General features: G+C 65.3%; 13 protein-coding genes. 5 read left to right on the top strand and 8 right to left on the bottom strand.

The annotated features are described in order from the left end of the window. Positions 1 to 150 precede the first annotated feature (150 nt). From V1479_RS04700 to V1479_RS04680, 5 genes are all read left to right on the top strand, one after another. Complete coding sequence (locus V1479_RS04700; RefSeq protein ID WP_173187770.1) at positions 151 to 906, top strand: ABC transporter ATP-binding protein; 756 nt, start codon at positions 151 to 153, stop codon at positions 904 to 906. Then, positions 899 to 1,642 carry an ABC transporter ATP-binding protein gene (locus V1479_RS04695; RefSeq protein ID WP_368801867.1) on the top strand — a complete coding sequence of 248 codons (744 nt, stop codon included), beginning with the start codon at positions 899 to 901 and terminating at the stop codon, positions 1,640 to 1,642. The genes V1479_RS04700 and V1479_RS04695 overlap by 8 nt, the downstream gene beginning before the upstream one ends. Before the next feature lie 43 nt (positions 1,643 to 1,685). After that, entirely contained in the window at positions 1,686 to 2,876 is a 1,191-nt protein-coding gene (locus tag V1479_RS04690; RefSeq protein ID WP_368801866.1) for an ABC transporter substrate-binding protein, read from the top strand. 67 nt (positions 2,877 to 2,943) lie between these two features. Further along, a complete protein-coding gene (locus V1479_RS04685) occupies positions 2,944 to 3,831 on the top strand; it encodes a branched-chain amino acid ABC transporter permease (RefSeq protein ID WP_173187776.1) in 888 nt (295 codons plus the stop codon). After that, a complete protein-coding gene (locus V1479_RS04680; RefSeq protein ID WP_173187778.1) occupies positions 3,831 to 4,814 on the top strand; it encodes a branched-chain amino acid ABC transporter permease in 984 nt (327 codons plus the stop codon). The genes V1479_RS04685 and V1479_RS04680 overlap by 1 nt, the downstream gene beginning before the upstream one ends. 27 nt (positions 4,815 to 4,841) lie before the next feature. Here the strand turns inward: V1479_RS04680 and V1479_RS04675 are convergent, their stop codons facing one another. Genes V1479_RS04675 through V1479_RS04640 form a run of 8 tightly spaced genes read right to left on the bottom strand, consistent with a single transcriptional unit; the run spans position 4,842 to position 13,008 of the window. Then, a complete protein-coding gene (locus V1479_RS04675; protein ID WP_368801865.1) occupies positions 4,842 to 5,891 on the bottom strand; it encodes a dihydrodipicolinate synthase family protein in 1,050 nt (349 codons plus the stop codon). Next, positions 5,888 to 6,610, bottom strand: coding sequence for a TetR/AcrR family transcriptional regulator (locus V1479_RS04670; protein ID WP_368801864.1), 723 nt, complete (start codon positions 6,608 to 6,610; stop codon positions 5,888 to 5,890). The genes V1479_RS04675 and V1479_RS04670 overlap by 4 nt, the downstream gene beginning before the upstream one ends. Further along, complete coding sequence (locus V1479_RS04665) at positions 6,597 to 7,625, bottom strand: NAD-dependent epimerase/dehydratase family protein (RefSeq protein WP_368801863.1); 1,029 nt, start codon at positions 7,623 to 7,625, stop codon at positions 6,597 to 6,599. The genes V1479_RS04670 and V1479_RS04665 overlap by 14 nt, the downstream gene beginning before the upstream one ends. An 18-nt stretch (positions 7,626 to 7,643) precedes the next feature. Continuing rightward, positions 7,644 to 9,107: a mandelate racemase gene (locus V1479_RS04660; protein ID WP_368801862.1), complete on the bottom strand. Its 1,464-nt coding sequence runs from the start codon at positions 9,105 to 9,107 to the stop codon at positions 7,644 to 7,646. Then, positions 9,104 to 9,952, bottom strand: coding sequence for a sugar phosphate isomerase/epimerase family protein (locus tag V1479_RS04655; RefSeq protein WP_368801861.1), 849 nt, complete (start codon positions 9,950 to 9,952; stop codon positions 9,104 to 9,106). The genes V1479_RS04660 and V1479_RS04655 overlap by 4 nt, the downstream gene beginning before the upstream one ends. Then, the gene (locus V1479_RS04650; RefSeq protein WP_368801860.1) at positions 9,949 to 10,455 is read right to left on the bottom strand and encodes a tripartite tricarboxylate transporter TctB family protein; all 507 of its coding nucleotides are present in this window, start codon (positions 10,453 to 10,455) and stop codon (positions 9,949 to 9,951) included. Before V1479_RS04650 ends, V1479_RS04655 begins: the two co-directional genes overlap by 4 nt. Then, positions 10,452 to 11,492, bottom strand: a complete 1,041-nt coding sequence (locus V1479_RS04645) for a Gfo/Idh/MocA family protein (protein WP_368801859.1) — start codon at positions 11,490 to 11,492, stop codon at positions 10,452 to 10,454. The genes V1479_RS04650 and V1479_RS04645 overlap by 4 nt, the downstream gene beginning before the upstream one ends. Further along, the gene (locus V1479_RS04640) at positions 11,485 to 13,008 is read right to left on the bottom strand and encodes a tripartite tricarboxylate transporter permease (protein ID WP_368801858.1); all 1,524 of its coding nucleotides are present in this window, start codon (positions 13,006 to 13,008) and stop codon (positions 11,485 to 11,487) included. The genes V1479_RS04645 and V1479_RS04640 overlap by 8 nt, the downstream gene beginning before the upstream one ends. Positions 13,009 to 13,063: the final 55 nt, after the last annotated feature.

Genomic DNA, 13,063 nt, shown 5'->3' with positions numbered 1-13,063 from the left:
ACCAACTTGCCTTCCCCGCATCCTTGTGCATGGTTCTGGCAGACGCGGCGACAGACCGCATCGGCCGGCAAACGGCCAGAGCGCTTCCCGGGAGGAGGGCTCATCACAAAGAACACGCCGGAAGGCGCGAGCGATGAGTGTGAGGAACGTATGAGTGACGGCGTCATTCTGGCCGCTGAGAATCTGACCAAGGAATTCAAGGGCTTCTTTGCCGTCGAAGACGTCAACCTCAGTGTGCGGCGCGGGCAGATTCACGCATTGATCGGCCCGAACGGCGCCGGCAAGACGACCTGCTTCAACCTGCTGACCAAGTTCCTGTCGCCGACCAGAGGCAGGATCACCTACAAGGGCGACGACATCACATCCATGTCATCGGCCGACATCGCACGGCTCGGGCTGGTGCGCTCGTTCCAGATTTCGGCGGTGTTCCCGCACCTGACCGCGCTGGAAAACGTCCGCATCGCCCTGCAGCGCAAGCGCGGCGACAGCTTTGACTTCTGGCGCTCGCAGAAGGTGCTTTCCGCATTCGACGACGAGGCCCGGGCGCTGCTCGCCGATGTCGGCCTTTCCGAATTCGAGACCGTCAACGCCTCCGATCTGTCATACGGCCGCAAGCGGGCGCTGGAGATCGCAACGACTCTGGCGCTCAATCCCGAGATGCTGCTGCTCGACGAGCCGATGGCGGGCATGGCGCAGGAAGACGTCGAGCGTATCTCGGCGCTCATCAAGCGCATTTCCGTCAATCGCACCATTCTCATGGTCGAGCACAACCTGTCGGTGGTGGCGAGCCTGTCCGACACCATCACCGTACTGGCGCGCGGCAAGGTGCTGGCCGAGGGCGACTACGCCACCGTGTCCAAGGACGAACGCGTGATCGAAGCCTATATCGGAGCGGGACATGGCTGAGGCAGCTTTGGCAAAGAATCCGCAGGCCGATGACGCAACGCCGCTGCTGTCGGTCAAGGGGCTGGAAGCCTGGTACGGCGAGAGCCACGTACTGCACGGCATCGACTTCGACGTGCGGTTCGGCGAGGTGGTGACGCTTCTGGGCCGCAACGGCGCCGGCAAGACAACGACGCTCAAGGCGATCATGGGCGTCCTGCCGAAACGCACCGGCTCGGTGCAGTTCCAGGGCAAGGAACTGATGCACGCGCCGGCACGCTTCATCGCCAGGGAAGGCATCGCGTGGTGCCCGGAAGAGCGCGGCATATTCTCGTCGCTCTCGGTCGAGGAGAACTTGATGCTGCCGCCGCAGGTGAAGCCCGGCGGCATGAGCCTGGATCGGATCTTCGAGCTTTTCCCCAATCTCAAGGAACGCCTTTCGAGCCAGGGAACCAAGCTTTCGGGCGGCGAGCAGCAGATGCTGGCGATCGCCCGCATCCTGCGCACCGGCGCCAAGATGCTGCTTCTGGACGAGCCGACGGAGGGGCTCGCGCCGGTCATCATCCAGCAGATCGGCCACACCATCGCGCGGCTGAAGCAGGAGGGCTTCACCATCATTCTGGTGGAGCAGAACTTCCGCTTCGCCTCGACGGTGGCCGACCGGCACTATGTCGTCGAGCAGGGCAAGGTGATCGACATGATCCCCAACGACCAGCTCGAGGCCAATATCGACAAGTTGCACGCCTATCTGGGCGTGTGAGGGAGAGAAGGCGCGAAATGCGTCGCAATTGGAGGAGAAGGAAATGAAAAGCAAATTCGTCCTTGCCGCACTGGCAGGTGTGCTCATGTCGGGAACGGCCTACGCCACCGACGTCAAGATCGGCGTCATGAACGACCGCTCCGGCATCTATGCAGACATCGGCGGCGAAGGTTCCGTGATCGCCGCAAGGCTTGCGGTCGAAGATTTCGACGCGGCCTCCAAGGGCATCAATGTCGAGATCGTGTCGGCCGACCATCAGAACAAGCCGGACGTCGGCTCCAACATCGCACGTCAGTGGTACGACACCGAAGGCGTCGACGTGATCGCCGACGTTCCGACCTCGTCGGTGGCGCTCGCCATCAACGAGATCACCCGCGAGAAGAACAAGATCTTCCTCAATTCGGGCGCGGCGACGTCCGACCTGACGGGTGCCGCCTGCTCGCCAAACACCGTTCACTGGACTTACGACACCTGGCAGCTCGCACACGGCACCGGTAGCGCTATGGTGGAAAACGGCGGCAAGACCTGGTTCTTCCTGACCGCCGACTACGCCTTCGGCCACGCTCTGGAGCGTGATACTTCGGCAGTGGTCAAGGAGGCCGGTGGCGAGGTGATCGGCTCGGTCAAGACGCCGTTCCCCGGCACAGACTTCTCGTCGTTCCTGCTGCAGGCACAGGCGTCCGGTGCGCAGGTGATCGGCCTTGCCAATGCCGGCGGCGACACCGTCAACTCGATGAAGCAGGCGGCTGAATTCGGTATCACACAGGCCGGTCAGGCAATCGCCGGGCTGCTGGTGTTCATCAACGACATTCACTCTTTGGGCCTCGACGTGGCCCAGGGCCTCGTGCTGACGGAAAGCTTCTATTGGGACATGAATGACGGCACCCGCGAGTGGTCGGCCCGCTTCGAGGAGCAGACCGGCAACAAGCCGTCGATGATCCAGGCCGGCGTCTACGGCGCGGTTCTCCATTACCTCAAGGCTGTCGAGGCTGTCGGTAACAAGGAAACCGAGGCGGTCATGGCCAAGATGAAGGAGATGCCGACCGACGATCCGCTGTTCGGCAAGGGCGTGGTTCGGCAGGACGGCCGCAAGATCCACGACTCCTACCTGTTCCGCGTGAAGACGCCCGACAAGTCGGAAGGCGAATGGGACCTCTACGAGACGGTCGCCACGATCCCGGCCGAGAAGGCATTCCGTCCGATCGAGGAAGGCGGCTGCGAATTCGTCAAGTGACGTAACGCTTCGCAAGGGAGGCGCGCGACAGGCGCGCCTCCCTTCTCATACGGCAGCAGGTACCCAGATGTTCGAACTTCTCGGCATTCCGCCCCAGGCGCTTTTCGGCCAGCTCTTGCTCGGGCTGATCAACGGCTCGTTCTACGCCATCCTCTCTCTAGGGCTGGCGGTGATTTTCGGCTTGCTGAACATCATCAATTTCACCCACGGCGCACAGTACATGCTCGGTGCATTCGTCACCTGGATGCTGCTCAACTATCTCGGCGTGAACTACTGGTGGTCGCTGCTGATCGCACCGGTCGCGGTCGGCATTACCGGCGTCATCCTGGAACGCCTGTTCATCCGGCGATTGTATCACCTCGACCATCTTTACGGGCTGCTCCTCACATTCGGCCTGGCGCTCATCACGACCGGCATCTTCAAGCAGATCTTCGGCGTGTCCGGCCTGCCCTACCAGGCGCCGCCACTGCTCTCGGGCGGACATAATCTCGGCTTCATGTACCTGCCCAACTCGCGCGCATGGGTCATCATCGCGTCGGCGGTCGTGTGCCTGGCGACATGGTTCGTGATCGAGAAGACCAAGCTCGGCGCCTATCTGCGCGCCGCGACGGAGAACCCGACGCTGGTCGGCGCGTTCGGCGTGAACGTGCCGCTGATGATCACGCTGACCTACGGCTTCGGCGTAGCCCTTGCCGGCTTTGCCGGCGTGCTTGCCGCGCCGATCTACGCGATCAACCCGGTGATGGGCGAGAACCTCATCATCGTGGTCTTCGCCGTGGTCGTCATCGGGGGCATGGGCTCGATCCTCGGCTCGATCGTCACCGGCTTCGGGCTCGGTCTCATCGAAGGCCTGACGCGCGTCTTCTACCCCGAAGGCTCGGCGGTGGTCATTTTCGTCATCATGGCCCTGGTGCTGCTGGTCAAGCCGGCAGGGCTCTTCGGGAGGACTGCCTGATGACCGCCACCACGGAAGCAACCGGCGGCCCCGTCGTCGCCCAGCAGACGGCGGGCGGCATGCCTGTACACCACATCGCGATCTTCGCCGGCCTGCTGGCGCTGCTGATTGCCGCGCCGTTCTTCTTCTATCCGATCTTCATCATGAAGATCCTGTGCTTCGCGCTCTTTGCCTGCGCCTTCAACCTGCTGCTCGGCTATGGCGGGCTGCTGTCCTTCGGCCATGCCGCTTATTTCGGGATGGCGAGCTATGTCTGCGCCCACGCCGCCAAGGTGTGGGGGCTGACGCCAGAACTTGCCATCATATGCGGCACGCTGGTCGCCGGGGTGCTCGGCTTCCTCATCGGTTCGCTGGCGATCCGCAGGCAGGGCATCTATTTCGCGATGATCACGCTCGCTTTCGCGCAGATGGTCTACTTCTTCTCGCTGCAGGCCGAGTTCACCGGCGGCGAGGACGGCATCCAGGCGGTACCGCGCGGCCATCTCTTCGGCCTCATCGATCTGCGCTCGCAGGAATCGCTGTATTTCCTGGTGCTGGCGATCGCCTTCGCGGGGATCCTGCTCATCTACCGCATCATCCACTCGCCCTTCGGGCAGGTGCTGAAGGCGATCCGCGAGAACGAACCGCGCGCGATCTCGCTCGGCTATCGCGTCAACCGCTACAAGCTCGCCGTCTTCGTGCTGTCGGCGACGCTGGCCGGCCTCGCCGGCGCCACCAAGGCCATCGTCTTCCAGCTCGCCTCGCTCACCGACGTCTACTGGACGATGTCCGGCGAAGTCGTGCTGATGACGCTGCTCGGCGGCATGGGCACCGTGTTCGGGCCGATCGTGGGTGCTGCCGTGATCGTCACCATGCAGAACTACCTGGCGACCTTCGGCGCCTGGGTGACCATCATTCAGGGCCTGATCTTCGTGGTCTCGGTGATGCTCTTCCGTGAAGGCATCGTCGGCGTCATCTCGAAATGGACCCGGAAGCCGCTCTGAGCGGCTTCCATCCCTGCCGCGACCTGCTCAGGCGAGCCAGCGATCCAGGTTTTCGCGCACGAACGCATCGTCGTTGAGTTCGGGATAGTCGCGCATGACGCGCGCGAGTTCCTCTTCCTGCCCCGCCCCCATCGTCTCGTCCGGGTTCAGGCACCAGATGCCCTGCAGCAGGCCCTGCCGGCGCAGTACCTCGTGGATGGCGGCGATGCAGCCGGCGAAGTCGTTGCGCACGTCGAACAGCACGCCGTTGGCATCCGTGGTGCGCGCATCCAGCTCCAGCCATTCGGCGGTTGACCGCTCGTCGGCGCGTTCGTGAATGTCGGCCAGCAACTCGACGGCGCGTCTGGTCCACACTGCCCAGTGGCCGAGCAGGCCGCCCTTGATGCGCACGCTGACCGGCTTGCCGTCGCGCTTGAACGTAAACTTGGTCATCAGGTCGGCGACGATATGGTCGTCGTTGCCGCTGTAGAGCGTGATGCGGTCCTCCGCGCCGGCGTCGATCACCGCCCGCACCACGTCGAGCGTGCGGTAGCGGTTGAAGGGCGCCATCTTGATGGCCACCACATTCTCGATCTCGGCAAAGCGCCGCCAGAACTCGTAGCGCAGCGGCTGCCCGCCGACGGCCGTCTGCAGATAGAAGCCGATCACCGGCATGACCTCGGCGACGGCGCGGCAGTGCGCGACCAGCTCGTCCTCGCTGGCGTCCCGCATGGCCGCGAGCCCGAGCAGCACCGCATGATAGCCCTTGGCGCGCGCCAGCTCGGCCTCACGAACCGCCTGCTCCGTGCGCCCGATCGCGCCGGCGACCATGAAAGGCTGGCTCGCATGGCGCGCGGCCTCCTCCGCCGCCAGCGAAAGCACCGGCTCCAGCAGGCCATGGTCGCGGATTTCGAACTGCGTCGTGTGGACACCGACCGCCATCCCGATCGCGCCTGCGTCAAGATAATAACGCGACAGCGCGCGCTGATGGCGCTCGTCCAGCTTGCGCGAGGCGTCGAGCGCCAGCGGATGCGCGGGGATGACGCCGCCCTTGCGGAGCGCTGCGAGCGGGGTGGCGGGGATGTCGTTGATCTTCATGGATTTGCTCTTGATGTGGAAGGCGTCCCGTCGACGGGGCGCAGATAGCCGAGGATGACGTCGATCACATGCCGGCGACGATCCGCCAGTACTTCCGGCGTCTTCGGCAGGCCGAAGATCGCGGAAAGGGTCGGGCGATTGGCGATGAAGAAATAGCAGATGCTGGCGATGGAGATGTAGAGCTGCACCGGGTCGACGCCAGCGCGAAAGACGCCTTCGCGTTCGCCCCGCTTCAGTATCTCCTCGATCAGCGCGACGAGCGGGCTGTTCAGGTCCCGCGCCTTGGCCGAATGCGCGACATGCACGCCGCCATGCAGGTTTTCGTCGTTGATGAGCTTGATGAATTCGGGGTGCTGGCTGACATAGTCGAACGAGAAGCCGATCAGCTCGCGCATCGCCTCCACCGGCGGCTTGTGCGCCAGGTCGAGCTGGCGCTCCGCCAGCCTGATGTTCTCGTAGGTCTTTTCCAGCACGGCGCTGAACAGCGCCTCCTTGCTGCCGAAATAATGGTAGATCAGCGCCTTGTTGCAGCGGGCGCGCGTGGCGATCTGGTCGATGCGGGTGCCGGTCAGGCCCTTCTTGGCGAATTCCTTCACCGCGGCCGTGAGGATGCGCGCGCGCGTTGCCACCGCGTCGCGCGTCTGGCGCGGCGCATCCTTCACCGTCTTGCCCGTCGGGACGTCCTTGCCGGACGTCCCGTCCGCATCAGTATTTGCCATCTCGAACCTCGAAATGCGTCGGCTTGTCGAGAGACTTGCCGCCCCCTTGCATCCATTTTGCGGTCCAGTCGATCAGCCGGGGCAGCGGAACCGAGGGGTAGCCATGCAGCGACTGCTGCAGGCTCGTGTCCACGATCCATGCCTTGCCCTGCTCCTCGCCTTCGAAGACCGGCGTACGCCCGAAGCGCTCCCCGAACTTCTGCGCAAGCCGGCGCACGCTGACAAGCTCCGGACCCGACAGGTTGAGCACGAAAGGCGGCGTTCCTGCTTGGGCGAGCGACTGGAGCGCGATGTCGTTGGCATCACCCTGCCAGATCACGTTGCAATGGCCGCTGCTCACCTGCACCGGTTCGCCGGAGAGTACGGCGCGCGCGACGTCGTGCAGCACCCCGTAGCGCATGTCGATCGCGTAGGAGAGACGGATCAGCGAGACCCGTGCGCCGTGGACGCGTGAGAAGTGCTCGAACATGCGTTCGCGCCCGACGCAGGAATTGGCGTATTCGCCGGGCGGGTCCAGCGGCAGGTCCTCGCGCGCGCCCTGACCCGCTATGTCGACGAAGGGATAGACGCAGGCGGTCGAGAACACGGCGATGCGCGACTGCACGAAAGCTTCGGCGACGATCGCCGGCACATGCACGTTCATCGCCCAGGTCAGCGACTCGTTGCCCTCGGACCCGAACTTTCGGCCGGCCATGAAGACGACATTATCCGTGCGCTCGAGGCCGTCGACTGCCTTGCGGTCGAGCAGGTCGCACTCGACCGTCTCGATATCCCAGCCCTGCAGCTTCTCCTTCAGGCCCGGCTCGGAGAAGCGGGCAACGCCGATGACGCGCTTTTCGGGCGCGGCGCGCTTGGCCATGCGCGCCAGCGTCGGCCCCATCTTGCCGCCCACGCCGAGGATGGTGATGTCTCCGTCGATGCTGCGCAGAGACGCGACGAGTTGTTCGCTCGGCCGCGACAGCAGCTCCTCCAACTCTTCCTCGGTGCGGATTTCTGACGGGATGGTCTGGTCCATTTCAGTCTCCTCGCCGGCTCAGTCTGCCGGTCTTGCGTTAAGCATGGCGAACGTCCAGTCAGCCGGAGCGATGCGCTTGCCGAGATCGGGGGTGAGCGCGCAGCCGAGGCCGGGCACCTGCAGCGACGCGATGTCGAGATGGCCGTCGCGCACTGCGAGTTGCGCGCCCTGGCCCGTTTCCTCGTAGAGGTCGGGATGTGCCTTCTGCGCCGCATTCGCCTCGGCGCCGGGCAGATGGTCGAGCCCGTGGAAATAGTGGTGCCCGTTGCGCTCCACATGCGTGATGCCGAGCGAGGCGACCACCGCGAGATCCGCCTGCAACGACACGGCCGGCAGGCATGTCAGGTCTTCGGCCGACTGAAAATAGCCGTTCGGTTCGCCCGACGCGCCGTTGTGGTGCGCCACCAGCATCGCGTAGAGCAGCGACCGGACGACGCCCTTGCAGTTCTTGTGGCTGACGCCGCGATAGCCCAGCGCGATGGCATCGCGGAATGCGCCTGTCCAGCCGTCGGCCTCGTCGATCAGCAGCGGCTTGCTAATCGCCGCCAGCGCGTCCGCCCCCAGCGGCCCAACGAGCGCGACCGAGCGCTCCAGCGGCTGTTCGACGAAGAGGATCGAACGGTAGAGCTCGTCCAGCGCTGGACGCGAGCGGATCGCCTCCATCAGGCCGGCGAAATCGTCGAGGCGCTTGTACTGCTCGTTGCCGTCGAGCGTGATCGAGAACGGCCCGCCGACTTGCCTCAGCAGCCCGGCAATCTTCTCGAGACGCGCGATGTCGGCATCGGCGTTGCCGCCCACCTTGATCTTGAGATAGCGAACGCCGTCATGACGCAGATAGTCGGCCAGCGTCTCTGGCAGACCGTCGCCGACGCGCTGAGCCGGATCGAGGTCTGCGGCGTCGATCGGATCGACCAGCCCGACCGTGTGGCGCAGGCCCAGCCGCTTCAGCGGCGTGGCCGGCAACACATCGGCAAGCGACATGCCGTCCAGCTCGGGGAAGACCTGCGCCGGACGCAGCCCGAGGACGTCGCCGCGGATGCACTCGTGGAAGGTCAGCCCGAGCGTTCGTGCGATGCCGTCGATCAGCGCGCGTTCGATCATCGACACGCCGAAGGATGCGCCCAGACGATTGAAGCCGGCGTCGAGCGCGCGCCGCTCGACCTCGCAGTCCAGCGCCCGCCAGATCTCGAACAGCGTGCCCGAAGGCAGGTCGCGCGCGACCTTCGCTGCTTCCTGCACCACCCAGAGCAGATCGGCGACATTGTCGGCCGGCGTCTTTTCCGGCCGCTTGTCGAACCATTTGTAGGCAAGCAGATCAGAGACGTAGCCCACGGCGCGGCGGCCGTCGATGCTCAGTTCCAGTTCGAGCGTGAGCGCCGCCGCCGCCTCCATGGTGACGACGCCGAAACGGAAAGGCATGCGGGCAAACGCATTGTCGATGCCAAACCGCGCCTCGCCGACCTTGATTGCTGGCGCGTTCATGGCGTCCTCTCCGTCTGCTCAAGAAGCCCGTTGAGATAGCCCAGCGCCATTGCGGCAGCCGTTGCTCCGTCCGGGTGATAATCAAAGGGCTCGACCCCGACGACGCCCCTGTAGCCGCCATCGACCAGCGCGCGCATTACCGGCAGGAAGCCGTGCTCCCCCTGCCCCGGCGCCCGGCGGTTGGTGTCGTTGACGTGAACGTGCCGCAGCAGGCCGGTCGGCAGATGCCGCCGGATCAGCGCGTCGGGTTCTTCCGTTTCGCCGGCCCAGGCGGCCGAGGTGTCGATCATCGTCGCGAGATGCGGCGACCCGACCGCGCGCACGATCGCCGCCGCCTCGTCGATATTGGTGACGAAATCGGTCAGCGCCGGCGACAGCGGCTCCAGGCAGTAGACGACGCCGGCGCGCTGCGCGGCTTCGGCCGCGCGAGCCAGCACCACGGTCGCATTGTTGCGCGCCGCCTGCGGGCCGCTCGCATCCGCAAGTCGCCGCTGATCAGGCGAGCCATGAACCAGAACCTCACCGCCGAGGTCGGCGCAAAGCTCGATCATCGCCTCGATATGGGCGACCGTGCGCGCCCGCAGGGCCGCGTCGTCCGTGGTGATCGACAGGCCCTTGGGCACGGTCAGGAGCCAGTGCAATCCGGTGATGGCGATGCCTTCCCGCTCGGCCGTGCGCAGCAGGGCCCGGCGCTTCGCGAGGCCCAGGGACGCCGGTTCCGGGTCAAGCGTGAACGGTGCGAGCTCCAGCCCGTCATAGCCCAGTGCGGCCGCCAGCGCGCATTGGCGCACGAAAGGCAGCTTGCCGAGCACCTCGTTGCAGAGCGAGATTCGAAACGTCCTCATCCCGGCAACCTGACATGGAAGACGACGGTAAAGACGTAGTGGACCACGAAGGCGGCAACCAGCGACAGGGCGAGAGCCCATCCCGTAAGCACCGGCAAGCCCATCCGGCGTTGCGGGTTCAGCCACTCGGCTCCCACGGTAAACACGAAGACGAACAGCGTCGTCGCGGCAATGAACGGTATCCGGCCGAACAGCGCACCGCCGTAGATGACCACCGTGGCTATCGTGAACAGGGTGCGCTTGACGCTGCCTTCGGGCCATACGCCAATCGGCAATGTCTCGGATGCGCCACGGCCCGCGAGCGCACGCAACACGAGCATCAGGCCCAGCACCGCGATGACGAAGCTGACGATGCCGGGCGTCAGGCCGGGTACGGTGAACGGGTCGGCGTTGCGCGCCTCGAAACGCGGCATCCGCAAGGCTTCGACGAAACCCGCAATGCCGACCACCGAAACGACCAGCCCCGATATCAGGTCGGTGCGCATGACCTTGTCCACCTTCATGCGGCATCTCCTACCGGTTCGAGCTGGCGCGTGCGGCTCGCGCAGGCCTCCAGCCCCTCGATTACCCGCGCTATTTCCAGCGCGCCTTCATGCAGGTCGCACATCACCGGCCCGCCGCCATCGAGTGCCGTGCCGAAGATCGCGAAGCTGCGGGCAAGCAGGGATACCGGCGTCACCCCGATCGCTGCCTCGCTGGTCAGGCCTTGCGGCATGACGTCGAAGCCGCCGGGCGAGCGGCGATATTCGACGGTGCCGTGGAACAGCCGGTTGGCGTTGAAATCGAGCACCAGATTGCCGGTCGATCCCATCAGCCGCAGGCTCTTGCTTGTCATCGCGCCGGGCACGAAGCCGTCCTCGGCGAGCCCACCGGCCAGCACACCGAGCCTCAGGCGGCCCTCGATGCCGTTCTCGAATGCGAGATCGATGCGAATATCGTCGACAACTGCCGGATCGAGGTGCCGAGCGACGGCAGCGTCGACCGCGCTGACGGGCGCGCTTGCGAAATGGCGCATCAGGTCGATGAAATGCACGCCGTCGTTTTCGATGAGTGACGAATCCGCCCGCATCCGCTTCCAGCCGGAGAAATCACCCTCCATCAACAGCAGCTTGCCGATGGCGCCTGCCGCGAGCAGGTCGCGTGCGCGCCGCACGAGCGGGTGGCACCGCAGCACGAGTCCGACCTGAACCGGCACGGTTCCGGCCGCCTGCACGAGTGCCTGCGCCTCGCCAAGCGAGCGCACGGCGGGCTTTTCCAGCAATACCGCCTTGCCGAGCGACAGCGCCTGCAGCGCCAGCGGAAGATGATAAGCCGGCGGGGCGACGACATCTACAATATCGGCCTGCGGCATCAGCGTCGCAGGGTCCTCGGCAACCGCTGCCGGTTCGACGCCGCTTGCAATCGCCTCACCACGCGCCGCCTCTGACGGGTCGCTTACCATGAGCCGAACCGAGGGGTCGCAGACGCGCCACGCCTTCGCATGCAGTACGCCGAAAGCACCGAAGCCGCAGATCAGGACGGAGCGCGGCGCGTCAGCCATCGGCGCGTCTCCCTTCGAGCAACCGCACTTTCGCCTGGCCCAGCATGCGCCGCACCGGCGGCAGCGCCAGCACGATCATCAGCAGCACCAGGAGTGCGATGACGGCGCTGATCGGCCGCGTGACGAAGGGTATCGGGTCGCCCTGTGTAAGCGACAGGCTGCGCCGGAAGTTGTTGTCGAGGATCGGCCCCAGCACCACGCCGAGGATCATCGGCGCGATCGGGAAACCGGTTTCGCGCATCAGGAAGCCGATGAGGCCGAAGCCGATCATCACCCAGACATCGAACAGGCGCCCGGCAATCGCGAAGGAGCCCACCGCGCACAGGACGAAGATGATGCCCATCAGCCATTCGCGCCGCACCTTGAGAATCAGCAGCAGCGGGCGTGTCAGGAGAAGCCCGAGCACCAGCATTGCCACGCTCGCCCAGAACACCATGGCGACGACCGAATAGAAGAAATCGGCCTGCGTAACCATGATCAGCGGACCTGGGCGAAGCCCATGGATCACCATCGCGGCCAGCAGCACGGCGGCCGGCGCGGAACCGGGGATTGCCAGGGTGAGCACCGGGATCAGCGCGCCGGGCACGGCGGCGTTGTTGCCCGTTTCGGCCGCCAGCAAGCCGTCGGTCGAGCCCTTGCCGAAGTCGTCGGGCGTCTTCGAAGCGCGCTTGGCGGCTGCGTAGGAGACCCACGCCCCCATGTCTTCGCCGACGCCGGGAACGACGCCCATGAAGGTGCCGATCACGCCGGATCGCAGCCAGGTCCGCACATATCTGAACGATTTCAGGGCAGACCGCAGCACGCCGCCGACCTGCGAGGCGACCAGCGTCGTCGCCTCCTGCCGCATCACCACGAACACCTCCGCGCAGCCGAATGCGCCGACGAGGACGGGCAGCAGCCCGAAGCCCGCCTCAAGATCGAGGATGCCGTAGGAATAACGCGAATAGGCGTGCAGGCTTTCCTGCCCCACCATCGCGACCAGCAGGCCTAGAAAGCCCGCGATCCAGCCCTTGAGCGGATCGTCCATCGATGTGAGCTGGCCGCAAAGCACGATGCCGAAGACGGCAAGCCAGAAGAATTCGAAGGAGGTGAAGTCGAGCGCGAATTCGGCCAGCCATGGCGCGATCAGCGCGAGGCCGACCATGCCCACCATCGTGCCCAGGAAGGAGCCGGACGTCGCCACCGCCATGGCCTCGCCCGCCCGGCCCTGCTTGGCGAGCGGAAACCCGTCCAGCGCCGAGGCCGCATTGGCCGGCGTTCCGGGGATATTGAGCAGAATGGCGGTCCTGCCGCCGCCGTAGATCGCGCCGATATAGACGCAGATCAGCACCAGGATCGCGGTGTTCTGCTCCATGGTGAAGGTCAGCGTGGTGACGAGCGCCACGCCCAGTGTCGCCGTCAGGCCCGGTATCATGCCAACCACGATGCCGAGCAGCGTCGCCCAGACGACGACCAGCATGTCCGCGGACATGCCGATCGCGACGACCGCGCCGAGAAATTGATTCAGACCGTCCATGAAACCGATCGCCTGGCCGTGTACCGCGCGCAAAGACTATCGCGATCCGGCGCGC

It is taken from the genome of Neoaquamicrobium sediminum, from assembly GCF_040970315.1.
Classification (GTDB): domain Bacteria; phylum Pseudomonadota; class Alphaproteobacteria; order Rhizobiales; family Rhizobiaceae; genus Aerobium; species Aerobium sediminum.
This window is presented reverse-complemented; position numbering and strand designations above follow the sequence as displayed.

What these genes read in the sequence shown, in the direction of transcription:
- V1479_RS04700 (WP_173187770.1), top strand. Translation starts at nt 151, where the DNA reads ATGAGTGACGGCGTCATTCTGGCCGCTGAGAATCTGACCAAGGAATTC.
- V1479_RS04695 (WP_368801867.1), top strand. Translation starts at nt 899, where the DNA reads ATGGCTGAGGCAGCTTTGGCAAAGAATCCGCAGGCCGATGACGCAACG.
- V1479_RS04690 (WP_368801866.1), top strand. Translation starts at nt 1,686, where the DNA reads ATGAAAAGCAAATTCGTCCTTGCCGCACTGGCAGGTGTGCTCATGTCG.
- V1479_RS04685 (WP_173187776.1), top strand. Translation starts at nt 2,944, where the DNA reads ATGTTCGAACTTCTCGGCATTCCGCCCCAGGCGCTTTTCGGCCAGCTC.
- V1479_RS04680 (WP_173187778.1), top strand. Translation starts at nt 3,831, where the DNA reads ATGACCGCCACCACGGAAGCAACCGGCGGCCCCGTCGTCGCCCAGCAG.
- V1479_RS04675 (WP_368801865.1), bottom strand. Translation starts at nt 5,891, where the DNA reads ATGAAGATCAACGACATCCCCGCCACCCCGCTCGCAGCGCTCCGCAAG.
- V1479_RS04670 (WP_368801864.1), bottom strand. Translation starts at nt 6,610, where the DNA reads ATGGCAAATACTGATGCGGACGGGACGTCCGGCAAGGACGTCCCGACG.
- V1479_RS04665 (WP_368801863.1), bottom strand. Translation starts at nt 7,625, where the DNA reads ATGGACCAGACCATCCCGTCAGAAATCCGCACCGAGGAAGAGTTGGAG.
- V1479_RS04660 (WP_368801862.1), bottom strand. Translation starts at nt 9,107, where the DNA reads ATGAACGCGCCAGCAATCAAGGTCGGCGAGGCGCGGTTTGGCATCGAC.
- V1479_RS04655 (WP_368801861.1), bottom strand. Translation starts at nt 9,952, where the DNA reads ATGAGGACGTTTCGAATCTCGCTCTGCAACGAGGTGCTCGGCAAGCTG.
- V1479_RS04650 (WP_368801860.1), bottom strand. Translation starts at nt 10,455, where the DNA reads ATGAAGGTGGACAAGGTCATGCGCACCGACCTGATATCGGGGCTGGTC.
- V1479_RS04645 (WP_368801859.1), bottom strand. Translation starts at nt 11,492, where the DNA reads ATGGCTGACGCGCCGCGCTCCGTCCTGATCTGCGGCTTCGGTGCTTTC.
- V1479_RS04640 (WP_368801858.1), bottom strand. Translation starts at nt 13,008, where the DNA reads ATGGACGGTCTGAATCAATTTCTCGGCGCGGTCGTCGCGATCGGCATG.